Here is a 26,263-nt window from a genome sequence, read left to right as displayed (position 1 = left end):
GCTTAAGTTTGAAAAAAACGATCGCCAGTCTATTTATATTAGTAATTGCGCTATTCTTAGTACCTTTATCCAGTGAAGCAACTCAAATCAATTTTTACGATATTGACACTCTTAGTCAACAGGAACGAACAGCCATTATCAAAGGTAAGCCAGAACTAAATTCGGAGTATAAACAATATAATTTCATTTATCAAAATTCTAAAAATAGTTCCAACATGGTTGATTCTTCTGATTCTGGAAGCTTGGTTGGACAGGAACATTCGGGGACAGTGCTGAAAGCAACAAATCAATCTAGATTACCAAAAGCTGGGGAAATAGGGCATACTGATTTATGGTTATACGGAAGTGGTTTTATTGCTATTAGTATAATTGTTTTGTATAAACGGAAAAAATACAGTAAACTGCTACTACTTATTTTTATTCCAACAGCTATAGGAACTACTTCGATAGCTGTTTTAGCAAAAGAAGGGACCTTGATTCCAGCAGAAACCATTTCAATTTCTGCGGGTGAAGTGAAGAGTATTGAACCTGCTGTGATTAATGGATATACCTATGTAGGTTACTATCCAGTGGCAGAAATTACCCCACCGAACGTTATGTCAACAATTCTAGTCCGTTATGTTGATGAAAATAGCAACGAGCTTCAAACGGCTCAAACAATTACCGGTACTATTGGTGAAGCCTATGATGCATCTACAGAAAAATATAAGTTATCGATAGCAGGCTATACTTTAAATGAAGCAAAATTACCAGCGAATGCTACTGGTACATTTGCAGAAAAACAGCAAACCGTTGTTTATGAGTATAAAAAAGAGGTCGAAAAAAAAGGAACGGTCACCGTTCAGTATTTAAATAAGAATGGCGATGAAATCATAGCAGCTGATGTTTTGACTGGTGAAATAGGTCAAGCATTTTATGTGGAGAAAAAAGAAATTACAAACTTTTTATTTGAACATGCAGAAGGTGAACTTGACGGAGTATTTTCAACAGAGGAAATGCTCATCCAACTATATTATACAGATGAAGTAGAAATAAATATCCATTATGTCGATAAACATACAAAAGAACCACTGATTTTAAACGCTCTCAGCTACTATGCAGAGTACTTACGCCCTGATGTGAGTGATATTGACGATTACTATTACACGAATACATCCAATCAGAAGACTTATAGTTTGGGCAGTGTAGCAATGTCAGATCAATTGATTGTAAAAGTTGGAACAGAGTATACCTTACCAAAAGAGATCGAATTTCTAATAACGAAACCAGATGGGCAGACCGTGCGTAATTTTGAGTTTCCTAAAGCAGTGATACTCCCAAATGGTGGGTGGATAATAGCGGTTAGTAGCTATTCAAACATTGTGTTCAATCAAGAGCGACCGGGAGATGTACCCGGAAACTATACCGGTGTCGCAGATAAACTTGAAATAGATGTAACATATGAATTGCAATATATAGCAACGGCGATACCTGAGCCATAGTTTGATGTAACCAAGTTTAGCGGTTAGTGACACTATATAGCAACTAATTTACTTGATTGTAGTAAAAATAGGGAGAGAGATATAACAAACGCTGTTATATCTCTCTCCCTTAAAATCTGAATAGAGAGTATTTTAAAAGTCATTTAGTGCTAGAGCCAAAAAGAAAAACACCCGAAAGAGAACGCAATAGATCACCATATTGAGTAGTTTTGGTATGAGCAGGCGGGAGTAAGTTAGGCTCTAATTCTAGAGTAATAAAATGTTCAGGTGAAATAATTTTCTTTCTTTTGTAAATAAAAGTGACTTCTTGTGGATCATCAGCAAAAATTCCTTCTTGCAAAACAGAACTACTGACGAGCTCCCACAAATGATACTGTTCATTTTTTAAATAATAAATGATGATAATTGGTTGAATAATTAAGAAAATAATCAAAAATAACGTGACAAAGTACGATTTAAAAAAGGTTGTCTTTTTCATTTTCGACCTCTCTTAACTCAATCACTAAGTCAGCAAATTTTCCCCAATCTGAAGGTGTTGGCGGTTGTTTCCAAATGATTTGCTGGCATGTGAGTTCTTGTATTTTGTAGTCTGAAATAGAAATCCGAGTATCATTATTAAATTTCTTTTGTATAATAATATTTAAATCTCGAAAACGTTGTAAGCTTTGACGAATGTACTCCGTATAAGCAGCACCATGAGAAAAGTCGATATAAATATTGATGGGAGTACCTAGCTGATCTGGGGTTAACAAAGCCAAGGTAGAGAACATTAAATCGTAATATAGTTTAGCACGGTCATCTTTTGAAAGTTCCAAAGAAGTAAGTGCATTATTTTTTCTAACGAATCTTAGAATGATTCTATGTAACGGATGGTATACTTCAGAAAAATAACTATAAGCAGAAACGTCTATAAACGTAGTATAGTTTTGTCTAAAGATAGATAGCCCTAATATTTTTTTGAAAAACGAATGGTATAGATTCGTTTCTTGTTGTTGAGTTAGTACAAAAGTAGTTGTTAATACATTAACCAATTGTTGCGTTGTTTCGTGCGCTTCCCAAGATAATTCTTTGTTGAAATGTAAATCGCAATCAAACATATCAGAGATAAATAAAAAGGATAATAAATAGTTGGTCTCCTCAAAGTGATCTGTTTGCGGAAGAGAAGATGGGTGTAACATTTTTTCTAGCGCAAGCAATTGGGAAGCAAATGTTTGCTGAGTATTATCATCAATGGTACAGAAATTTTCTTTTAAATGATGGTGATTTTTCACTCTAATTTGCACGATTTGAATAAATAAAAATAATTTTTTTCTTTCAAGAAAGGTCAAATCTAAATTAAAGTAGTTGATTACATTTGTTGAAATGGCTTGAGACTCTTTTTCATTTTGTTTGGAGAACGGATGTTTTTCTCCGAAATAGAAATAAGAGACGATATCAAATATAGTTGAACGTACATGCGTTTCATGGCTAGCCAGCTTATTTTTTTTAATTGATAGACCTGTCTGTTTTAAACAAGAAAGTACTTTTTGACGAATTTGATAGAGCGTTGTCTTGGCGATATGTTGCTCTTCTTGGAATTTTTTTATTGATTTTTCCTCGACTAATACTTCAACGAAAAAAATGAATTTCAAAGAACGTTTTACATAAAGATGATGTAGTTTTTGAATGGTTTCATTTGATATCGGTCGATAAACGATTTCATCATAATTTTGCTCAGAAATGCGTAGTTCACAAGATTCCGAATTTAGATCACTGATGTACTTTTCTAATAAAAATTTGGATAATCCAGTTAGTTCGATCAGCTTTTTTTTACTTAAAAATTGCTCATTATAAAGTTGCAGTGTGGTTAATAGTTGCGCTTTTCCCTTATCGTCGTCCTCTAAAAATTCTAAATAGTCCATTGTATCACCTCAAACTCTACTTTTAAAACCAATGTTAGTCGTTTATTATTCTTATATTACTTAGAGAAGTACTCGCTACTTTTAGCAGATGCTGTAAATGATTCGCCAATTTCTCCTTTTAACGTTTCTGATGGGGCCAAATCATGTCCAAATTCATCTACATATTTTATTGTAACGGTCCCTGCGGATCGTTTTTTTGTTTTTTTGAGTATCTTTTTGTTGTTGGAAGGAGCCGTAATATCCAATAAACCTTCATTTTGTATCATTGTATTAGGAAAAAGATTACTAAGCATCATCAAACTACTATCTTCTGTTTGCCTATTGTTTGTAGTAGGTATTTGATTGGAAAAAGATGGGTGCTTAAAATCTAACGTAATCAAAGGTAGTAAATTAAGAGTCGTTGGTTTTTCTATTGATTCTAAAAGCGGTACTTTTGGCTGATAGATGTAAAGAACTTCTTGATTATGATCAGAAAAAACACCATTCTGATTTATTGGAAGTTGTTTTAATGTCCATCCTGCAATCTCTTTTTTAGTTGTTTCGTAAGGAGTATTGAAAACACCATTTAAAACTTCTGGTTTTTCTAAATCTTGTCCGTGCTCATCTAGATATCTGACAGTGATTGAGCCTAGGAGCTCTTTTTTATAAATGTATGCAACTTTTTTAGAAGTATCAGTAAAGACATCGGTTTCCGATTCAGGTTTTGTTTGAGCGATCCAACCGCTTATTTCTTTTGCATGTGTCTGATAAGTTTCTCCTAAAACACCAGTTAATATATCTGGAGAAGCTAATTCATTATCATTTTCATCAGTATAGTGCACAAATACAGTGCCGGTTTTTGGTTTATGCGTGACAACAAAGTCATGTGTATAAACACCGTTAGAAATTGCGTAGGATGCAAAACTAGTGGGTTTAGCATATGAACCTGGAGCATTATTTAGCCGAGCACGATAGCTTATGCTTGCCAGATTATCAAATTCCTCTTTTGCAACATCAGTAACTAATAAATGATCTTCCTGTATTTGTAACCGCTCCTCAGCCAATTGAATGCCATTAAAAACAAGCGTTGTTTCACTAGGTACAGTTGTGAATGGAGGCATATAGCCATCAAAATTGGTTAATCGATTGGGCATTGCAGAAAATGGGATTAAAAGAGTCTGGTTTTCTTCTTGATAATTAAAATTACTTGAATCGATGGTACTTGGAGGACTTGTTGTCCCAATAGATTGTCCACTAGCTCTTAAATCAGTCAGTAATGGAAAGTCGTTGATTACAGTAAAATCAGAAACACCATCAAACTGGATGAAAAGTGTTTTTAGGTTAGGTAAATTTTTTAAAGCAGCAATTGTTGTTATGTTCGGATTATATTCCATAAAAATTTTTTCTAAAGACGTTAAAGGGGTTAGTTTTGCTAAAACTGTATCGTCTACATTAGCCTGAGTCAGAGAAATCAAATTGATCGCTGTATTTTTATGTAAGTCGGGAAAGTTTTCGTTTGTTACATTTGCTCCTTGTAACCGAACGTAGCTCAAATTTGTGAGAGCTTCTAATGGGCTAAAATCAGTTACCTGGTTAGAAGCCATCATATTAAAATTAGCTAAGTTGATAGCGTACTCTAAACCAGATAGACTAGCGATTTGCTCCGTTTCACCGCCAGATAAGTATAAAGATGTCAGCATCTCCATATCTGTTGTAGTAATTTCACTGTCCGCTGGTTTTCCTAATGTCGACAAAATAACAGCACGTAATACATTATCTGGGATGTTAACGATGTCTGTTGAAGAGGGGAGCAAGTTAGTAGGACTATCATATGTAAGCAGACCAGCGTCTAGGCTGTTGTCTTTTTGACTTGTGTTAGCTTGAGTTTCAGTAGGTGTATTAAAAGAAGCATAAACACCGAGACATAATAGGAAAATAGACCATTTCTTTGTTTTTTTCAATTTTGTACCTCTATATATTTTTATTTATTATATGCTATTTGGAATTGAATTTCTTTTTTATTTTCATATTCTATTTAAATATTAATGATTACAGGTAATTAAGATTTTCCAGAATAAAAAGAACTTATATAAGATAATACTATTTTAATAAACAAACTTCCACATTACACAGCCTTTTTTTTTCGCCTTTTTTTCATTTTCCTCAAAAAAAGCAAACTTTTAAAATAATTAAAAAAAATTTGTTAATTATCGTAGTTGTATTTCGATTTCAAATGATTGAATATTATGTGTGTATCAAATACGTTTTATTAGAAAGTCAGATAAATAAATCAGGAAAAAATCAAATGAAGTTCAATCTACTGGTTGAACACGTTGCTTTTACAGGAGTTAGGTGAATCAAAAATGCATGTAAACTTTTTAAACGCCTATTTCGATAGAAACAGTTTTCTGAAAGGAGGTGAAAAATTGAAAAGGAAAATAGTTATCTTTGCCTTTTTCTCCTTATTGATAGGAATAGCCTATTATTTCATTCCAGAACAGACAAAAGTATTAGCTGAAAGGTCAAGTGCAATTCTCATTTCCGATAGACAATTTAGTAAATCAATGACACAGTATGTTTTACCAGAAAAAGAACCGACAGATATCGTAACCGCAAAAGATCTTGGCAATCAAGAATGGCTAATAAATATTGTCGAGCAGCAATTGTCTCCTAAAAAAATTGATGATATCGAACATCCAATATATTTTGGTGATTTACAGACTATTACTTATATTGGTGTTTTTGAATCAAGTCAAATATCAGGACAAATTCCAGAAGGAATTGGTTATTTTACTGGGCTCACTAAATTATTTCTTTTGAATAACCCAGGTTTAACAGGAGAAATGCCTGAAAGTTTTTCTTTGTTAACAAATTTGGAAGAATTTTCTATAGGATCATCGGCAGATTTTCCAAACCCAGTAGCAGTAAAAACGAATGTTGCTCTTTTGCAACCGTTGCATAAATTAAAGAAATTAACGCTGAGTTTAGGCGCTGATAAATACGGGGAAATGCCAGCATGGACTAATTTTCCAGAGCTAGAATCTGTAAATCTATTAAATCGTATTTCTGCAAAAACAGATGAAAAAGTCAGTGGAACCCTTGATGGGATCGAAACGCTAGATAAATTATTTTTTGTAGATTTAGGTTTTAATAACTTTTCGGGAAAGATTCCAGAAAAGATTGGGAATTTAGTCAATTTACAATATTTACGCCTTTCGGCAAATAATTTTTCTGGAGGGATTCCAAACTCTGTAGGCAATTTAATAAATCTTATTGAATTTCAATTAGGCGATACAAAAGTAGAAGGAACATTGAATAAAAATATTTTCACCTTACCCAAATTAGAAAATCTTCAACTTCAAAGAACAAAAATTGGCGGGCGATTTCCTAGTTTAGAAAATGAAAAAGCGGCACCATTTACTTACTTTACTGTATCCAGTACTAAATTAGTCGGACAATTTCCACAAGAAATATTGACCTTGCCTTCTTTAACATTAATAAGTGTTGCGAATACGCAGTTGACAGTAAATAGTGATGTTACCCCTGTTGCACCTACAGAAAAACCGTGGAGCAACTATTTTAGTAATACGTTGATTGTCAATAATAGTCAATTAAGTTTAAAAAGTGTAAATAAAATAAATGCAGGTGATATGTCAGAGATAGTGTTTCCTTTTAGACAAGAAACAAGTGATAGCTTTAATTTACATTTGCAACATACTAACAACGCCAAGCATGTTTTTTTTCCAGAACATACATTTACGATTAAGGAAATAAATACTGAAAAAATCGTTTATGAAGGAGTATGGGATGAAGGCGTTCAGCTAAAATGGGATACTTCGATTGCAGGATATCACGTGATCATGGATGGAGCGGATAAAAATCCTAATAACATGACAACGATAGAAATAAAAAAACCTTGGACCGTAACATTTGATAGTACTGGCGGTAGTACAGTTCCGAGTCAGCTTGTTAAAGATGGAGATAAGGTTGTCAATTCGGACGATCCCATATTAGAAAACAAAAAATTTATGGGCTGGTATGAAGATCCAATGTTAACGAAAAAATGGGATTTTTCGACGCCTGTGACGCAAGATAGAACATTATATGCAAAATGGCGTAGTAGCATCGTGGATCCAGAGGACGGAACAACTATTTTGACACCAATGAACCCAGATGATGGCACACCAAATGAAACAAACGTTACAAAAGAAGATTTAAGAATCCAGTATGTATCAGACTTTGATTTTGGTACACATCAAAATACGTTAAATCAACTACAACTGAAAGCCGCAGGAGATCATGGTAATACACCCAAAGAGCCGAAAGTAGTTCCGGCATTTATCTCTGTTATTGATGATCGGCCGAAAATGAGCACAAGCAACTGGGAACTAAGAGCAAGTACAACTGACTTTTCAGATGCTTCCGGCTCAGTATTAAAAGGTGCCAGACTTTTTCTTTCAGAGCTAAACTATGCGGAAACATCAAAAGAAAAGCCAGATGTTGTTTCTAACAAAATCGAACTATCAAAGGATGAAACGTTGATATCTAGTACTGGCGGTAAAAATATCGGGAATGGAACATGGTCTTTAGCATTTGGCTCATTAGATGCAGATCAACGAACAACAGGTGTGACGTTAGATATTGCACAAGGGTACGGGAAGAATCAGACAGCATATTCAGCAACTATCGATTGGGAATTAGTGATTGAACCATAGGGGAACAAGAAAGGTGATACAAATTGAAAAAACTATTATATTACATGTGCCTTTGCTCATTCTGTTTCATTTTGACTATTCCCATAGTTAGTTTTGCTGATGGTGTCACTTCCAATGGCGGAGTTCGCTTTGTTCCAGCAACGGGTAAAGAACAGGAAAGTCATAATAGCGAAACAACCGAAGATAGGCAAGCGATAAAAAAAGAGGAACCTAAAATGACTAAGGGGATTTTGCCAAAGACCAATAGCAAAACAAATTGGTTACTTTTACTTTTAGGAATACTTACTGTGAGTATTTTTTTGCTCATCAGTTGGATCAGAAATAAACGACTGGAACATTAGAGAAATAAGTGGAATGACAATGGTATAACGTAAACTATTTACTTTATATAAAATTAGGTATTTGAGAGGAAGAAAATAATGAAAATGAAAAAAATGATTATCAGCAGTACGCTGGCAGCAACTATTTTAGGAGGAGTGGGTGTACAGAGCGTATCAGCAGCTGAATACCCATCTGCAACAAAAGCTAAAAGCGAGGGGAAAGTAACATTTACTGAAGGCGGACCAGAAATTGTAGACCCAACAGATCCTGATATCCCAATCGTGCCAGTAGACCCAACAGATCCAACAAATCCTGATAAACCTGTAAATCCAGCTAAAGCTGATTTAATGATTCAATATGTATCGGATTTTGATTTTGGTACGCATGAAAATAGTTTGAAAACATTTAAAGCAAATGCAAAACCAGACTACGCATTTGCGTTAGATGCAGAAGGAAACCGTACAGGAGAACTATACGAAGTACCATCGTTTGTGTCTACAAAAGATGTTCGCTCAGAAAGCAAAGGCTGGGAATTGACTGTAACAGCATCCAAATTTACATCGACTAAAGGAAAAGAATTAAAAGGTGGAGAAGTAACCTTAAAAGATCTAACCTATAAAAATCCAACAAATCCAATTGGCACAGCACCAAAAGCAGCAGTTGGTGATAAAGTATTGTCACCAGCAACAGAAACAACTATCGCAACTGCTGGAGAGAATAGCGGTGTTGGCTCATGGTCATTAGGAATGGGCGCATTGTCAGAAGATAAAAAGGCTGTAAAAGGTGTAGAATTGAACATTCCACGAAATTCTTTAAAAGAAATCGATGCGTATAAAGCAACCTTTGATTGGGAATTAAAAGCAGATCCAACTGTTGCGCCATAATTGACATAGCGTAACAGACAAATAATTGAGCAAATAAGAGATCGTTAAGATTCTGATGGTTATACGAATCTTAACGACTCTTCTTTTAGGAAGGTGACAATAAATGAATAAAAAAGGACTGATATACATATTAAGTACGTTCTTTCTATCTACTTTATTTTTCGTAACAGCTCTTGCAGATGAAGCGGAAGAAGAGGCGAACAAGGGGACTGGTGCTGCATTTAGCGTGTCGCCAATTTATCCAGATAATCAAGCGAATGGAAAAAATGGGTATTTTGAACTGAATGTATCACCAAAACAAAAACAAGTTTTGCAGATTGAGTTGCAAAATTATTCGGAAAAACCAACAACGGTAAACATAGAGGCAAATCGTGCGACAACAAGTGATGCAGGGATAACCAGCTACAAAAAAAGTATGAGAGAAAAAGATAATAGTCTAAAAGTAGATTTTGAGTCATTGGTACACGTAAAAGAGCAAGAAGTCACGCTGAATGCTAAGGAAAAAAGAACAATCGATATTATACTCCAAATGCCAGAAGAATCGTTTGAGGGGCAAGTATTAGGAGGCATTCATTTCTCTCAAAAACCAGATGAAAAAGAAAAAAATGAAAAAGAAAATGCTGTATACAACACATTTTCATACAGCATAGCTACACTTTTAACAGAGAATAATCAACAAGTGGAGAATCAATTAAAACTAATTGATGTTTATGCAGATCAAAGAAATTATCGGAATTTTATTGAAGCAAGCATTCAAAATACTGCGCCGACAATGATTAAAAAATTATCCGTCAAATCTGAAATAGTCGAAAAAAAATCATCAAAGGTAGCCTATCAAGCAAATAAAAGTTCTCTTAGAATGGCGCCCAATTCGACGTTTAATTTTGGTTTAGATTTACAAAACACAGAGTTGATATCAGGTGACTACAGGCTTAAGATGGTTGCCAATGCAGATGGAAAAGAATATAATTTTTCAAAAGATTTTACAATCAGCCGCAAACAAGCGATGGAACTTAATAATCAGGCCGTTTATATAGAGAAAAAAGATAATAAGCAGTTGTATATGATTATTGCGGGTGTTCTATCAGTAGTAGTTATAATCGTCATTATTTTAATTAAACGAAGTAGAACAAAAAAATCGAAACTGAAAATCAAAAAAAGAAACAAGAAAAGGAAAAAAAAGTAAAAAAATAAGGATGAACAGAAAAAAGTGAAAGCAGCCTAATTATACGGGCTACTTTCACTTTTGAGATGTAATTGTAAAGGATGGTGGAGGCAGAAAAAGTATTAATAGGTACAAAATGCGACTTCAAATGGACTCAAAAAATAAGTACATAGTAAAAGAAAATGATCAAAGTGATTGAAAAGTAGCAACCCTATCTAAAAAATAACTGAGTGAGAATAGTACTTTATTTCTCTTCAGTTATTTTTTTTAAATCCGCCGTTCATAAACCCAAACTATTTCCTATATAAAACCAGTAACAACTTTCTGCTCATAATCTAATTTCCTAACCTTCTCATCTCCTTGTTCAAACAACCGCACAAACTCTCCGAAAGATGCATGAAACAAATATCCGTAAGCACAATGTTCTTTAACTACCTTTTTAATCACTTAAAAGTAATCACATGTTTTTTCTTCGCTTTCTTCATAAAATCTATAAGAACCAACGGAACATTTCCTAGATAAGACTTTAACAATGTATATCCGTGTGTATAATCAAGCCTTATCAAGGCACGTCTAAACTACTTTTATGCCAGACTAAAATATGAAAAGTCCTCTCTAAATGAAAAAGCCAATAGGAACAATTTTGATTTATGCGATCAACATTGTTCCTATTTTTTCCATATAAAATGTTTTCGTCTATTTATATATCAGATAAATAGTTTATGAATCGAAATAATATACGTTAAAAATATGTATGTTTATATAATAAATAAAAAATATTTCAAGTTTATTTAGATCAAAAATACATAGAATGAACAAAAAAGCGCTTTCTTCATAGCGCGAATCATTTTCCTTTATATTACTATAAACGAAAGTGATATATGAAACATCGTTTCAGAGACGAATGGCACGAGAAAGGAATAATTGTAGATGTATTTTGTCGGTATCCTATCAACCTCAACTCAGACGAAAAAGTTATATTTAGATGTATTAAAAAGGCTTGAACTCAATGTTCAATTTATTGACTTAAATAGCGTTGAACAGCAACAAAATTACATAGATACAATCATTATAGATGAAACTGGGGACTCAGCGTCTGAAAATAGTTATGAAACAATTCTGAAATTAAGAAGCTTATTCGATAAGTACCTTCTGTTATTAACAAAGAATCGGACGACCACAACGGATTTAGTGTATTTGAAATTAGGGGTTGATGCAATAGCAAGTGAAGAAACAGACTATGAAGTTACGTTCACTCAACTAAAACGGGTACTGGAAGCATGTGAAAAAGCAGAGGTTATTGATGAAAGCAAGAAAAAAAATCAATTAGTGGAAGATTCATTAACGCTCAATCCACAAAATATAAGTGTTCTTAAAAATGGTATTGAGGAAATTGAATTAACCAATACAGAATACCAGATTTTAACTGTTTTAGTGAAACATATAGGAACAACGATTTCTTATGATGAACTTTATCAAAATGTTTGGAGTAAGGAAAATCAAATAAATCCGAACCGCCAATACTTAGTGACGAATGTTGTCTTTAAACTTCGAGCGAAATTGGGGAAAGATTATGGCGGGCGAGAGTACATTAGAACTGTTCGTACAAAAGGATACATGCTTAATCCAATAGTGAAAATAATATAGAACAACTTGGAGATTGTTTCTTTATCCGATTTATCCGGTGATAGCATCAATTGCTCTTCTTGATTCAAGTGAAGGCCTAAAACCTAGGGATTTAAAGGAGGTGGTGTAAGAACTTGAATAGGGAGTAGCTTGAAAATAAAGAAAGAAAGGAGAAAAAATGGAAAATATAAAAAATAAAAAATGGTGGAGCTTGATTGCTCTGACAGTTCTAGGGATAGTTATGGTAATAATTATTTCGAGTCGTTCTTCGTCAATATCTGCTAAAACAGACGAGACTCCGAAAGAAACAACTAAAAGTACCATCCAAGATCTAGATAGTATAGATTCAACCAATGCTACAAGCCAATCAAGCAAGAATAACTTTTCAGCAAGATTGCTAGATCCTACAGAAAATGAAAACGGACTAAAAGCTACACCGAAAGTCTTGACGGTAGTGCAGAATAGAGCTCTTCCTTCTCTGGCTACAGTTGCAAGTCGAAACTTGCTCTTTTCTCAAGTAGTTATTCCTAATGCACCAGCTGGCGCATTTTATGAGTATGTAAATGCGGATGGTTCACCAACGAATCCAAATAGTTACACTCTTGGATTTCAAACAATTTATGTGAAAATCACGGAAAGAGCGACTTCATCCAGCATCATTGTTCCAATTCCTATGACTGTTACAGATGCAGGAACGAGCTTGTTATTAAACAATACAGTGGCCCTTCAAGTAGACAATAATAGCGGAAGAATTGTTTTGTATCCAAATGAGACCAAAGATAAAACAGATGCTGAATTAGCACAATTAGTCCAAACGAAAGGAAATCTCCGCGCATGGAATATGGAGACAGGGGAAGCTTTACCAGTAAATGTTCTGAATACAACGATCAATACAACGACAATTGGATCATATACTGCCAACGTTGAAGTGACTGCTGGATCAGGAGCCGACCAACAAAAAGTGACAGCCTCAAGAACTGTTGTGGTTTTTGGAGCAGAACAGCAAAAAATTGTGACGGTGGCACAAAATGCTACGTTACCTTTATCTTCGGTTCCAACAAATTTATTTGCGAAATTCCAAACAGTGACGTCTACGGCATCTATAGGTGTAAACTATAAATTTGTGGATGAAGCAGGAGAAGAATTACCAAAATTTGATACCAGTCAAACAGGTTTTTACTGGGCTAATGTTAAGATGTCGGATAATAATAATCCAACTGTCTCGACAATCATCAAAGTATCAGTCAATGTGACGGGCGATACTACTTCGACTCATTTTGGAGCAACTGTTATGTTTAAAAGCGATAAAAATGCAGTTGTTACTTTGAGCGATGTAAAAGGCAAAACACCAGATGAGGTAGCTGCAACAGTTCAAGCGAAAGCAAATATGAAGGCTTGGGATATGAGTACTGGTGAAGCTGTATCAGCAACGGTTATAAGTACAACAGCAAAACCAGATACAATCGGAACCTATAGTAGTTCGATTCGATTGAGTCTAAATGGGAGAACTGAAACGGTTACTCGTAATTTCGTTGTATTTGGTGCGATGCTAAAAGCACCGTACTATGCTACAGTTCCTCAGTTCGGACAACTAAATATGGGAAGCTATGCTGGGAACTTTTTTGATAAGTATCAAACATTATCTGGAACAGTAGCATATAGTGCTAACTTTGAATGGGTAGCGAATGAAGCAGGAGATCCAATAAGTGGCTTCGATTCTAGTAAAGTTGGTTTTAAATGGGGATATATCAAAATGACTGAGAAGAATAACGCCTCTATCTCAACAGTTATCTCAATCCCTGTTACTGTAACCAATAATCAAACAGCTCTTGTAGGTGACAAAGTAGGTTTAAGTTACGATGGGTTACCTCTTGTGACAGAAAGTGAGATCAAGGGGCTGACTAGCTTGCAAATTAGTAATCTATTAAACGATAAATTATCGTTTAATGCGTGGACATTAACAACTGGAGAGAAACTAAAGGCAAAAATCACAAGTACGACACTCAATTCTCTGAGCCATATAGGTGATACAACGGTGACCATTACTTCTGGAACAGACTCAATTCCTTATAGTCTAAGTATGATAGTTACTCCGGATAAGGTATTTGGTAAAGATCTTCCAACTGATTGGCAAAACATTCCGTTGAATTCTTCAGAGGGCTTGATTGTTAATCCTCTTACTGGGTCAAAAATGAGTTTTCCTCAAAGAGGCTTAACCAGTGCTTTTAAAACGGATAAAGGATTTATCATTAAAGATAAAGATGATCTAGGTTATGTCTTTTTTAATCAAAATGTATCCGATATCCCAGGTATAGGAGGCTCTCCTATCTATGGTGTTGGGAGTAATAGTTGGGGAAGAACTAGTGGTCTTGGCTGGGATGAGGTAGATTCTAAAATTGAAACTGACTATTTTATGCGAAAAGACAATACAATCAAACAAATTTTGATGGATCAAACGAATCAGGTTATGTATGTATATACCTTAGCTCTGGCGCGAAACTTAAACTTTTCGGTTCATTTAGACATGTATAACCTTGCTAATGCGACAAAGAGATTTTCTATGTTGGAAAGTGTTGATACGGCTTATATATCAGACTTAGTTCCAATCTATGCATTAGAAAATAATAGTGGGTTCTATATGCAGCCAACACCTGGAAAACGCTTTTCAATTAAGTTGAAAGATTCTAGGGGAGAATGGCTGACAGACTATACGAAATTTATTGCTGGGTATTATAAAAGTATCGGGGTTTATGATAACTATAATTATTTCGGCAATGACTTTAGTGGTAAGGGAAATGAAAGTGACGCTTTAGCTGAAGGAGATGTTATTGTAGAAAAACTAGACACGGCATACCAATTAGGAGCGCCTTGGAAAGATATTGCACCAGGAGATGCCTTGAAAACAGGTTATGAAGTATTTGTAGGGGATGAACTTCCTTATATGCAAATACAAGCTGATCCTGATGTTTTCAATGTCTATCATGATCATACAGAAGATTTAGTGTCGGACTATACGATAAGCCAGATTCCAGAAGCCAACGCCAAAGGTTCTATGTATGTCACCTATCCTGACGGAAGTGAAGGTCAATTTCCTTATCTTTCAAATGATGCAAAAGAGTTTGATGGAACGTTGGTAATGCCAATGAATAAACTACCGGAAAACCCAAATGAAGATCAAGGGACGATCAAAAGCTACGAAACAAACATCATAGCAGTAGATGAATCCGGTGGTCCAACAAATGGCGTTCCATCAAGAGATTATCAGATCAATGTCAATGTGTATCACCTAGGCGGAACACCGATTGCACAAATTCTTAAAAAGGATAGTGTTTGGAGTAAAGAAGCCAGTACCTTGATTACTGATCCAGTTATTATACCTGGGCATAAAGCGGCTTTTGAGTATGTGAATCCAGACAAACCAGTCGATACGTCTAAAACTGGTTTACAGTATATAGAAGTACGCATGAAAGACACCAATGAAGCCACACAAGACACGATTATTCGAGTCCCTGTAATGGTGTTAGATGACACTTTACCTACATCTGGTGTGATGGTAGGAGCGAATGACTTTGGTACGAGTAGGAAAGAAGTTGCTGGTTTAACAGATAAAGAATTGAATACCTTGATTTTGAAAAAATCAGAGGCTGCTGGCTGGGATATTGCTACAGGGTTACAAAAGGATGTAGAGCTGTCTGTCCTTAACACAACCTTGACCAATGATCCTGACATCACAAAAAACTATACAGCTACGATCCAAGCGAAAAAGGGAACAATAATGAAAACGACGACGGTTCAAATCATCCTTAGTGCGAAATTAACAGTCAACTTTATAGATATCAATGGAAATGCAGTTCATGATCCTTATGTGAGCATGAATGAAATAGGTACAACGATTGATTTGACTAAACTAACAGAAGTGACTGATATTTTAGCTCAGTTAAAAGAAGACAATTATGAGTTAATGAAAAAACCAGAGAGTGAACAACTTAAAATAGTTTATGGGAATAATAGTGTTGACTATCAATTTAACGGGTCACTAACGTTGATTTCAGCACCGGATGCATTAGACTTCGAGACCAGAAAAGCCACAATTAATGCGGTGAAGTTCACAGATCCTAAAGTGACTGGACAACCGCTAGTTGTTTCTGATACTAGAGCAGAAAAAGAGAAGTGGACATTAAAAGCCAAAGTCGATCAACCTTTAACAAGTCTAGCGAATGAGCAAGTCGTTATCCCTGATGCAATCAAGTACAACTATCAAGGAGAAGACTTACTACTAGGGGATGAGAATGTTGTAATCATCAGCCATAAGAATACAATCTCAGGAAGCTATGATGTAACGCAAGAACGTTGGTCTAAAGGTGAAGGATTTTTACTTGATCTAAAACCAGGCGCAATCAAAGCGCTTGGGAAATATCAGGCAAAAATCACAATTACACTGGAAAATACGAAGTAGAGGAGCGGAGGAAGAGTATGAAAAAACAGAAATATTTCGTTAAAACTATCCTTTCTTTGTTGCTTGTTTTTACTTTCTTGGTAATGACTGTGGAGCATGTATCCGCCGAAACTGGCGCGCAGGTGCAAACCAAAGGGGAAATCATATTGTTTGATGATCCATCATCAAGCTCTAGCGAACCTACTTCGTCTATCTCAACGAGTTCCTCAAACTCTTCGGATCTTCTTACAAAGCCCAAAGGTAGATTGCCTTCAACAGGTGAACTGATTAAATACAGTTTTTTCATCAGCGGGATAGTATTAATACTGCTGTTGTTGTTTTGCTGGATTAATCACCAAAAGAACAAAGGAAGGGGCAATGAGTAAATGACTAAAATTCATTGGATTCCTACGTTACTCCTTTGTGTTGTAGGTTCTACAGTTTGGAGTTCTTCTTTTGCCCATGCTCAGGTACAAACAGGAGAGATGGGCATTTCGTTTAAAGGGTTAACTGATCCAGGTTTTGGGGTGCTAGATCCCGAAAATCCTAAAAATGAGGTAATAAGTGAGGAAGATTATGGAAAGACTCAGGGGCCTTTAAGAATTGATTTTGTTCCTAATATCAATTTCAGTCGTAATAAAATAGTGAAAAATAATATCAGTTATCCAGTTGATTCATTACTATTTAAAGGAATCATCGCTCCCAGAGGAAACTTTATTCAAATTTCCGATTACAGAGACACACAAACGGGTTGGAGCTTACAAGTACGCCAAGAAACCCAATTTACAAAGCAAGATAAAGAGAAGCACCAACTTGATGGTGCAGTTCTTTCTTTCGATAAATCATGGGTCAATACACCAAATGGCATCCCGAAGTATCCAACTGTTTCAAAAGAAGTCATTCGTCTTAGCAATATAGGCGAGACGTATACTTTAGCTAAAGCTGAAAAGGGAACTGGTGGAGGAACATGGAGCATTATTTTTGGTACGTCTGAAGACAATCCAAATAATGATAATTCCACATTAGTTCCTCGATTAGATGAACATGGGAAGCCTGTCACTGACACTTCCAAAGATAATCAAGCTGTGTATTTAAATAATGCAGTCCAATTATCCATTCCTGGGGGAACCAACAAAGAACCAGGGACTTACGCAACGGTGCTGACTTGGATTATTTCCGAGTTACCATAAATAAAAACACACATAGGGGGAAATACAAATGAAATTAACTAACAAATTATGTGGTGCTGTATTATTGGCAACACTAGGGGTAGCAGTAGCAGTAGCAGTACCAGGAATCACAAAGGCAGAGGATACAACTTTTGCAGGCGATATGGATATCCAATTTACACGTAATACAGCGGACGACACGGATACAACAAGACCAAATTTAACAGATTCAGATGGAAATTCAGACACTGAAATCGAATCTGGTTCAGTTACCAGACCGATTAGACCAGCTGTTTTTGGGATTCAAGATGTAACACCATTAAGCTTTGGTATGAATGCTGTTGTGACTGACGGAAATGATCGTGTTTTCTGGGCTAAAAATTATACGGAATCAAAAGCGGTTATGGCGAATAATGTATTAATCAAAGATGTTCGTAGTACATTGAACCATAATTACACATTAACAGCTCAAATCACAAAACCAATGACAACAACTGTAAAAGAAGGGGACGTATCTGAAGATCGCACACTTTCTGGAGCCACTTTGTTATATAGAAACATTGATCGTAAAACAAACGTAGCAGAAGAAATTGCATTACCAACAAGTGCAGTTAAAAAATCTGTTGAAGTAAGTGAAACGGCAGCTGCAACAATCGTTGACAATAATGGCGCCAACAAAGAACAAGGTCAAGGACAAACATACATCCACTTTGGTAAAACAACTGCCACAGGTGAAGAATCATCTGAGAAATCAGTGAAGTTAACTGTCGGAAAAGATAAAACAATTTTTGAAGGCAGCTATAAAGGTGAAGTTACTTGGGTATTAACTGCCGCTAAGTAATCCGTTTAACTTTGAGTAACGTACTGATTTTTAGACTAGAAAAACAAGAGGTCGAGATAAAAGTGTATAGCTCCTTCTTATTTCCGAAGGAGTTGCTTTTTCTCGTCGATTATTCGGACTTAAAGCCCAAAATAAAACTGGTTTTTAGTTTTGTCCCGGGCTTGCTTTATAGAAAAGAGTAACCAGAAAGGAATCAATCATGAAATCATTATTCAAACAAAATCTATTTTTATTATTATACATAAGCTGTCTATTTATAAGTATGCCCCATACTACATACGCCACAGAACCAGAGGAATTAGGAATAGGCTACAGCTACAAAATTATCAAACCTGAAAATCAAGTAGGAAATGCGGGCTATTTTGATTTACGAATGACTCCTGAGCAAAAGCAAACAGTTGAAATTGAGCTATATAATATGACAGAGAAAGATCTTTCTGTTGATCTTTCTGTCCATAGTGCGAAAACCAATAGTAATGGTGTAATCGAGTATGGACCCACCAAAATTGAAAAAGATGCTTCGTTAAAATATAACATGGAAGAAATTGTTAAAGTCCCAGGGAAAGTCGAACTTCCACCTAAAGGAACAGTAAAAGTCCCTGTAGAAATCACGATGCCAAAAGAACGATATGATGGCTATATTGCTGGAGGAATCTATTTGCAAAAAACGCAAACGGAGGAAGAAAAGAAAGCAGATGAGACCGCTAAAGGGGTGGTTAATAAGTATGCATTTATCGCCGGCATACTATTAAGTGAGACAGATGCCAAAATACAACCAGAACTGAAATTCAATAAAATAGAGGCAGGCTTAACGAATTACCGCAATTCTTTTATGGTTGATTTTTCAAATATTGAACCTGTCTATGTGGAAGGAATGACGGTTGATACACAAATTTTTAAAGATGGTTCAGATGAAGTATTGTATGAATCAAAAAAAGAAAACTATCGTATGGCACCAAATTCAGCAATGACCTTTCCTGTGAACCTAAATGGTGAATCCTTTGTTGCGGGAGACTATGTCGGACATATTGTCATTACAGCGGGAGATAAAAAATGGGAGTGGCGAGAAAAATTTAAAGTGACTAGAGAAGACGCTGACAAGTATAATGCTGCGGATGTTTCTCTAATCCAAGACCGTGAGATCAATTGGAAGATGATTACGCTGATAGTAGGTAGTATTCTCCTTGCTTTGCTAGTGATTTACTCAATTACACGGGCTGTGTCTAAAAAAAATCAACAAAAGAAAAAAATCAAACTAAAAAAGAAACATTAACGAGAGGTAGGAGATAAAAAATGACGGTATTAGATTGGCTTTTTGTTGGGTGTTTTTCAGCCTTCGTGATTACCTTTTTTATCGGTCTTTTTTCTTTCGGGCTGTTTTTTGTTACGAATAAGAATCTGAACGAAGTAAATCAAAAACGGCCAAAAAATAAACAGAAAAAGAAACGTTGGGCACGTGCTCGTCGATTATTAACCAAAAAGAAACAAGCCCAATTTAAACGAGGAACGGTTTTGATTATTCTAAGTGGAGTATTTGCTGGTAGTGGACTCTATGCACGTTATTATCAACAAACAAATGTATCCTCAGTCGATAGTAATATTATTGTTCAAAGTTATTTCGTAACTGAAGAAGTGAATAAAACTTTACAGGCTCTCCAAAATGGAGGAAATGCAGATAAATCTAAAGAGAAATTAATGGAGTTAAGTTCTTTATTGGCCTCTTATGGTAGCTCTACTCCAGCAAATGGTTTATCAAAAAAAGGACAACAAATTCTAAATCGCTACTATGTTCAATTACGTGAATATGGCACAAATGCCTATTCACTTACAACAGAACAATTAAACAATCCAGAAATCGTTTCTACTTACATAGACGATTTGAAACGGATTGAACAAACACGAACAAAAGTCTTTAAACAATTCAGTGTTAATGAAGCAGCATTAAAGCAGAAAAAATAAAGGAGTTTTATCATGAGTGTTAAAAAAAGTAGTCGTTTTTATACACTCTCTGAAAAAGTAGGAACGCAAGGGCACACAAAAAAAGTGGATGCTTCTAAAGATAGAACAGTCAACTCAAGCCGAACAAAGAAGCATCCAACACACATAAAAAAGAAGACAAAACGGGTTCTTAAGGGGAAACAAATCCGCAAGAAACAAAGACGATTAGTCCAGTTGAAAAGAAGGCTAGTTGAATTTGGGGTTAGTTTGGCTATAGTAGGAATCTTTTTGTATTTATTGTCTTTCTTTACATTTTCATTTGCTAAAGTAGAAGGTTATTCAATGGTGCCGACACTGAACAATGGAGAGTGGGTATTCGTTAATAAATTGGCTAAGCCAAAACGATTTAAGTTAGTTGTACATAGAGATTCAATAAGTAAGGAAACGTCTGTGAGACGAGTGATTGGATTACCCGGGGAAGCAATTCGTTATGTAGAGGACACGTTATATGTTAATGATCGTGAGGTTTATGAACGATTTATCGCAACGGAGATAGAACGAGGGAAGAGTAGTAAAAGTCTATATACAGCGGATTGGGTGCAACAGACAGATACAATCCCTAAAGGAAAGTACCTGGTATTAGGAGATAATCGTCCTTATGCGGCCGATAGTCGGGAGTATGGATATATAGATGAGAAAGAAATTGTCGGAATTGTTGAAATGAGAATTTTCCCTCTCCATTTAATGCAACAATTTTAAGCCTTAGAGAAAGAAAGGATGGTCGGCATCAAAAAGAAGAATGATAAACGGAAAGAGAGCTTAGAGAAAATAAATCAGTTAAAGATACCTTGTTTTAAAATAACAAGTCTTTTGTTGGTTTTACTTCTGAGTGTTTGTTTTCTAGTGAAAACAAAAGCACATGTGGTCAGCGGGGAATCAATGATGCCAACATTACAAAACAAGGATCGGTTATTTATCGTAAAAGGCAAAGAAGCAACCCGTTATTCCGTGATTACTTTTCAACCTAGAGAAATGAAAAACGAATCCTATGTAAAACGAGTGATAGGACTACCCGGTGATCGTATTTGGCTGGATCAAAACACGCTATATTTAAATGGACAAATGGCTGAGACCAATCCAACACCAGCAGATGAAACAAATCTTTCGGGTGTTGAATTGCCAGACGGAACGTTGAAAGTTCGAGTGACTTGGGAAGTTGCGGCGAAGTTAGAAGGGCTGTCAACTATTCCAGCTGATCAATTTTTTGTTTTAGGCGATAATAGAAAACATTCTACAGATAGTCGAGAGCTAGGGTTGATTAATAGAAATAAAATCGAAGGAGTCGTGACATTTAGGTATTATCCACTTGATCGACTTGGTTTAATTAAGTAAAGAAAAGTGAGGACAACGATGAAACAAAAGAAATCATTTTTTAAAAGAAATAGCCTAGCGATAGGACTTAGCTTTCTTCTGCCCGTGATGATTATGGCAGTTAGTTATTATCAATTAGGGATTTATCCCAGCAGTGATCGGACGATTTTGGCAAGTGATGCCTTTGGTCAATTAGTTAATTTTTATGCAGGATTTAATAACTTGTTACATGGGGAACAGTCCTTTTTCTACACTTGGACAGGTTCTTTAGGATTAAATTTTGTCTCATTGATGAGCTATTATGTGAACAGTGTATTTAGTTTTATCGTCTTTTTCTTTGACAACCTACATATGCCTGACGCGATGTATCTGATTTTATTAACTAAAATCGGTGCGATGGGGGTAACATTCTGGGTCTTTGCACAACACACCTTCCGTTTGCCACAATGGCAAAAAATAGCGTTAAGTGTGAGTTATGCCTTGATGAGTTTTACAGTAGCTTATTCAATCATGTTGATGTGGATGGACGCGATGATTTATCTTCCATTGATTTTGTTAGGGATTCATCGTGTGATGGATCAGCAAAAATCAATGCTATTATTCGTCTCTTATTTTTTATTGTTTATCACAAATTATTATATGGCATTTATGGTGGGGTTATTCAGTTTTTTATATTTTATTGCTCGTACATTAACAGACTGGAAAGGGTATAAAAAAGGGATCCTTCCTTATTTTATTACATCAATACTCGCTGGTGGCGCGTCAATGGTCATCATTCTGCCATCGGTGCTCGATCTAAGAACGAATGGAGAGAAATTAGATACAATCAATTATTTCTTCACGAATGATTTAGGCCCGTGGGATTTTATCGTGAAAAGTATGGTTGGTTCTTACGATACATCTAAATTCGGTAGTGCTCCATTTGTTTATATCGGACTCTTGCCGCTACTCTTTTTTCTCTTCTATTTTATTACTAAAAAAATTCCGTTAAAAAATAAATTATTATATGGTGGATTGCTTTTATTTATGGTAGTTAGTGTGTATGTGCAGCCGTTAAATTTATTTTGGCAAGGGCTTCACTCACCGAATATGTTTTTATTCCGTTATAGCTTTTTGTATTCAACGTTAGTGTTGATCTTGGCAGGATTTGGACTAGAACAATTTGAGAAAAAAGACCTTAATGTACTAGGGAATATTACATTGTCGCTCATTGGGATTTTTATCGCAGCGGCGGTTTTATCCAATAAAAAAAGATATAGCTATATTACGCAAGAATCGTTGATTATTACGGTGATCTTATTAATTGTTTACTTAGCTTTATTTCTATTGAAAGAAAAAGCATGGAAGTTCACCTGGCTAGTTCCTGCGCTGCTGGTACTCTGTGTTTGCGGAGAAATGTATTTCAACACACGTCAAATCATGATGGGGATCAACCGAGAATGGGGCTACACAAATCGTTCGAAATACACCAATGCTTACAAAGATATCAAGCCCTTGGTGGGAAAAACACAAGCAGAAAATGACTCCTTTTACCGACTGGAAAATTTAGATGCGGTAAGCAGAACGGACAGTTTTAACTATAACTATTCAGGAATCACCATGTTTTCTTCTGTCCGGAATCGCCATTCTTCTCAATATTTAGATCGTTTGGGCTACCGTTCACCAGGTACAAATTTAACCATTCAATACCGAAATAATACACTTTTAATGGATGACTTACTAGGTGTGAAATACAATATCGCTAAAAATGATCCGAAAAAATATGGCTTTAAAAAAATTGCGACACAAGGGAAATATAGCTTATATGAAAATAAAGATGCTTTACCATTAGGCATGCTTACAGACAGAGGAATTTATCAAACTAAAAACAATGGCAATCAAACAGCATTAATCCAGTATTTATCAGGACAGAAAACGTCGCTGTTCCAATTTACGGGATTGAACGAAGTTTCTCGTAACAATATGTATATCCGAGAAGAAGGCGACTTCACGTACTTTTCGGAAGAAACCAATGCAAATGAAGAAAAAAGTATCACTTGGGAAGTCAATGTTCCGGCCCAAGCCCAAGCCCAAGCCTATCTGAACTTAGATGCCAGAGCGAATCAGGGAGGAGAGGATAGTATTGTAGAAGTGACGGCTGCTGGAGGAAGTAAGGTAACAGGAATTCTTTCTGCATCAGGGTCCTACTATAACCTTGGGTATTACGAGAAAGCAGAAAAGGTGAAAGTCACAGCTAAATTCAAGGAAACATCTGTTGTAAAAGTGATTCGACCATCCGTTTTAGTTTTAAAAACAGCTATCTTGGACCAAGCAATTCATGCGATTAAACAAAAAGAAGTAATCTTTGATGTTAAAGGAAACCATGCGCAAGCGGAAATTTCAACGAATAAAGAGCAAGTGGTGTTTACAACCATTCCTTATGATGCCGGTTGGCAAGCTGACATTGATGGCAAACCAGTAAAAATTGAGACTGTACAAGGTGCCTTGATTAGTATAAAAATTCCAAAAGGCAAGCACACTATTCAACTGACCTATTATCCAAAAGGAATGAAGCTAGGTGTTGCGTTATTTATTAGCTGTGTCCTTCTGTTTGGCTTGTATGTCTATTGGTCTCAGAAAAACAATCAAAAGAGAAAGCAAGAGGAATCAATACAATGAAAAAAAGAACGACCTTCTATTTATCCATGATTACTGTCGTGCTTTTGTTGAGTGGCTGCGGTCAATTGTTAGGCAAAAAAAAGCAAGAATTTACAGATAAAGGTGTAGCGTATGAGCTACAGTTGCCTTCTGGTTGGAAAGCAGACAAAAAAGCAAGTGATGAATATGGACTTCAAACGGCGTTTAGTGCAGAAGATACCAAGAGTAACTCATACCTATTTATTACCACAATACCCGTGATGGAAGTAGAACAAAAAACATTTGGTGAACAAACAAGAGAAAAACTAAAAGAACGATACAAATACAAAAAAGCAAAAGATATTTATATGAAAGAACTGAAAATAAACAATAATTTGGCTTATAAATATACCTTAAACACAGTTTATAACGAAAAAAGTGTCTGGGCGCATTTCTACTATATCTGGACGGAACATGGTTTTGTCCAACTGACCTTTTATTCTGCGGATGATAATTCTTATAAGAAACGTTCAGAAATCATTGATTTCTCGGTAGAAAGCTTTAAAGAAGTCTCTTATGACAAAGAAAAAGCTGAGAAAGAAGAAGAAGCGCAGAAAAAAGAAGAAGGTGATGTAATCACCATTAAAAATAATGAAATAAAAATGGAAACCACAGCCGTACGTCAAATAACAGGTAATGGTCAAAAAAAAATATTGGCGATTCGTTATACGTTTACGAATTTACAAGCAACTCCTACAGAGCCTTCTGTGTGGTATGACCTTGTAACAGCTAGGCAAAATGGTCATACTTTGTCACTTGGAAGGCTTCCAGAAGATGTCTCATTGCTCGACGTAAAAGACTTGGTAGCAACTCAAACAAAAGAAGTGAAACAAGACGAAACTGTCGAAAGTGTGGTTCTTTACGAACTTTCTGATCAAAGCAGCGTAGAATTGAGCTTCTCACAAGAAGCTTTTCCAGAACAAGAAGCAGTACAGGTGGTGGTTCCTAAATGAACAAGCAAAAGATATATGTAGGACTCCTATTCTTGATTTTTTTATTCACAATTACAGGGTGTGTTAAAGGATCTCGATACGAACATTTTTCTAAAGAAGACCAAGCATTAAGCTGGACAGGAAAACAAACTCGTTCTTTTGGGGACTCTGATAATTCTAAGTTAAAAACGGAAGAAGCGTCCTTTAAATTGATAAAAGAGAAATATAAATTAGGTATTCCTGCGTATTATGAAGAAACCAAGAAGTTGATAGAAAAAAAAATCCCGTCAAGAGATATTCAACAAGGGGAAACTACCTACTCGGTTTTTGCCAGAAATAAAGAACTAGAATTTCGAACGATCTATACTTTTTACAAGGAAAAAGAACTACAAATCATCGCAGAAGTCACGTTTAACTACGCATACTCAGCCGATCAAAAGGAAGCATATTTAAAATCTCAGCTAGTGAATATTAAAATTTCCCCAATCAGAGGAACGTTACCAAATAATAATTTGATGGATCTGATCCAACAAATTGGGAAGAATATGCGCCTTTCAAAAGATAAAATCGCATCAGGATTGGCTGGTTATGAAAAAAGAGTCAAAGACAACAAAGACCCACTTACAGAGGACTATTTTCCTGTAGTCTCTAATGCAAGTGGTCTAAAAAAAGAGCAAGGATTTTTAAAAGAAATAGCTGTGATTTACGATCAAAACGGAACTTTCAGAGAACTATATGCGGAAATTTCGGACCAGATGGAATAGAGATTTTAAGAACCATTGTGTAAGAGTATCATAGGTTGGTGAATCATCTCCTCTTCCCTTCCATC

General features: G+C 35.6%; 20 protein-coding genes. 17 read left to right on the top strand and 3 right to left on the bottom strand.

Features of this window, described 5'->3' with window-relative positions:
- The first annotated feature begins 8 nt into the window (after positions 1-8).
- Complete coding sequence (locus AC4BB5_RS17205; protein ID WP_490457277.1) at positions 9-1,481, top strand: MucBP domain-containing protein; 1,473 nt, start codon at positions 9-11, stop codon at positions 1,479-1,481.
- Positions 1,482-1,620: 139 nt separating this feature from the next.
- Here the strand turns inward: AC4BB5_RS17205 and AC4BB5_RS17200 are convergent, their stop codons facing one another.
- Genes AC4BB5_RS17200 through AC4BB5_RS17190 form a run of 3 tightly spaced genes read right to left on the bottom strand, consistent with a single transcriptional unit; the run spans position 1,621 to position 5,322 of the window.
- Complete coding sequence (locus tag AC4BB5_RS17200; RefSeq protein WP_490457276.1) at positions 1,621-1,959, bottom strand: hypothetical protein; 339 nt, start codon at positions 1,957-1,959, stop codon at positions 1,621-1,623.
- Entirely contained in the window at positions 1,937-3,382 is a 1,446-nt protein-coding gene (locus tag AC4BB5_RS17195; RefSeq protein WP_490457275.1) for a helix-turn-helix domain-containing protein, read from the bottom strand. Before AC4BB5_RS17195 ends, AC4BB5_RS17200 begins: the two co-directional genes overlap by 23 nt.
- A gap of 56 nt (positions 3,383-3,438) precedes the next feature.
- The gene (locus tag AC4BB5_RS17190) at positions 3,439-5,322 is read right to left on the bottom strand and encodes a MucBP domain-containing protein (RefSeq protein ID WP_490457274.1); all 1,884 of its coding nucleotides are present in this window, start codon (positions 5,320-5,322) and stop codon (positions 3,439-3,441) included.
- A 465-nt stretch (positions 5,323-5,787) separates the two neighbouring features.
- Here AC4BB5_RS17190 and AC4BB5_RS17185 point away from each other — a divergent pair, with 465 nt between their 5' ends.
- From AC4BB5_RS17185 to AC4BB5_RS17110, 16 genes are all read left to right on the top strand, one after another.
- Positions 5,788-8,076, top strand: coding sequence for a WxL domain-containing protein (locus AC4BB5_RS17185; RefSeq protein ID WP_490457273.1), 2,289 nt, complete (start codon positions 5,788-5,790; stop codon positions 8,074-8,076).
- Positions 8,077-8,099: 23 nt separating this feature from the next.
- Positions 8,100-8,417 carry an EF2685/EF0750 family sortase-dependent surface protein gene (locus AC4BB5_RS17180; RefSeq protein ID WP_490457272.1) on the top strand — a complete coding sequence of 106 codons (318 nt, stop codon included), beginning with the start codon at positions 8,100-8,102 and terminating at the stop codon, positions 8,415-8,417.
- A 78-nt stretch (positions 8,418-8,495) separates the two neighbouring features.
- Complete coding sequence (locus AC4BB5_RS17175; RefSeq protein ID WP_490457271.1) at positions 8,496-9,281, top strand: WxL domain-containing protein; 786 nt, start codon at positions 8,496-8,498, stop codon at positions 9,279-9,281.
- 103 nt (positions 9,282-9,384) lie between these two features.
- Positions 9,385-10,467: a WxLIP family cell surface protein gene (locus tag AC4BB5_RS17170; protein WP_490457270.1), complete on the top strand. Its 1,083-nt coding sequence runs from the start codon at positions 9,385-9,387 to the stop codon at positions 10,465-10,467.
- A gap of 909 nt (positions 10,468-11,376) precedes the next feature.
- Positions 11,377-12,093 carry a winged helix-turn-helix domain-containing protein gene (locus tag AC4BB5_RS17165; RefSeq protein WP_490457269.1) on the top strand — a complete coding sequence of 239 codons (717 nt, stop codon included), beginning with the start codon at positions 11,377-11,379 and terminating at the stop codon, positions 12,091-12,093.
- A 157-nt stretch (positions 12,094-12,250) separates the two neighbouring features.
- On the top strand, positions 12,251-16,528 hold the full coding sequence (locus AC4BB5_RS17160; protein WP_490457268.1) for a MucBP domain-containing protein: 4,278 nt from the start codon (positions 12,251-12,253) through the stop codon (positions 16,526-16,528).
- A gap of 17 nt (positions 16,529-16,545) precedes the next feature.
- On the top strand, positions 16,546-16,893 hold the full coding sequence (locus AC4BB5_RS17155) for an EF2685/EF0750 family sortase-dependent surface protein (RefSeq protein WP_490457267.1): 348 nt from the start codon (positions 16,546-16,548) through the stop codon (positions 16,891-16,893).
- Complete coding sequence (locus AC4BB5_RS17150) at positions 16,894-17,697, top strand: WxL domain-containing protein (protein WP_490457266.1); 804 nt, start codon at positions 16,894-16,896, stop codon at positions 17,695-17,697.
- 28 nt (positions 17,698-17,725) lie between these two features.
- Complete coding sequence (locus AC4BB5_RS17145; RefSeq protein ID WP_490457265.1) at positions 17,726-18,517, top strand: WxL domain-containing protein; 792 nt, start codon at positions 17,726-17,728, stop codon at positions 18,515-18,517.
- Between the two features lie 199 nt (positions 18,518-18,716).
- On the top strand, positions 18,717-19,790 hold the full coding sequence (locus AC4BB5_RS17140) for a WxLIP family cell surface protein (protein ID WP_490457264.1): 1,074 nt from the start codon (positions 18,717-18,719) through the stop codon (positions 19,788-19,790).
- Positions 19,791-19,810: 20 nt separating this feature from the next.
- Entirely contained in the window at positions 19,811-20,476 is a 666-nt protein-coding gene (locus AC4BB5_RS17135; RefSeq protein ID WP_490457263.1) for a YccF domain-containing protein, read from the top strand.
- 12 nt (positions 20,477-20,488) lie between these two features.
- Positions 20,489-21,214: a signal peptidase I gene (lepB, locus tag AC4BB5_RS17130; protein ID WP_490457262.1), complete on the top strand. Its 726-nt coding sequence runs from the start codon at positions 20,489-20,491 to the stop codon at positions 21,212-21,214.
- Positions 21,215-21,232: 18 nt separating this feature from the next.
- Positions 21,233-21,847, top strand: coding sequence for a signal peptidase I (lepB, locus tag AC4BB5_RS17125; protein WP_490457261.1), 615 nt, complete (start codon positions 21,233-21,235; stop codon positions 21,845-21,847).
- Between the two features lie 18 nt (positions 21,848-21,865).
- The gene (locus AC4BB5_RS17120; RefSeq protein WP_490457260.1) at positions 21,866-24,484 is read left to right on the top strand and encodes a YfhO family protein; all 2,619 of its coding nucleotides are present in this window, start codon (positions 21,866-21,868) and stop codon (positions 24,482-24,484) included.
- The gene (locus AC4BB5_RS17115; protein WP_490457259.1) at positions 24,481-25,455 is read left to right on the top strand and encodes a DUF5067 domain-containing protein; all 975 of its coding nucleotides are present in this window, start codon (positions 24,481-24,483) and stop codon (positions 25,453-25,455) included. The genes AC4BB5_RS17120 and AC4BB5_RS17115 overlap by 4 nt, the downstream gene beginning before the upstream one ends.
- Positions 25,452-26,198 carry a hypothetical protein gene (locus AC4BB5_RS17110; protein ID WP_490457258.1) on the top strand — a complete coding sequence of 249 codons (747 nt, stop codon included), beginning with the start codon at positions 25,452-25,454 and terminating at the stop codon, positions 26,196-26,198. The genes AC4BB5_RS17115 and AC4BB5_RS17110 overlap by 4 nt, the downstream gene beginning before the upstream one ends.
- Positions 26,199-26,263 lie beyond the last annotated feature (65 nt).

It is taken from the genome of Enterococcus sp. AMC1252, from assembly GCF_058216515.1.
Note: the sequence above shows the minus strand (reverse complement) of the source record. Positions and strands in the feature narration are given on the sequence as shown.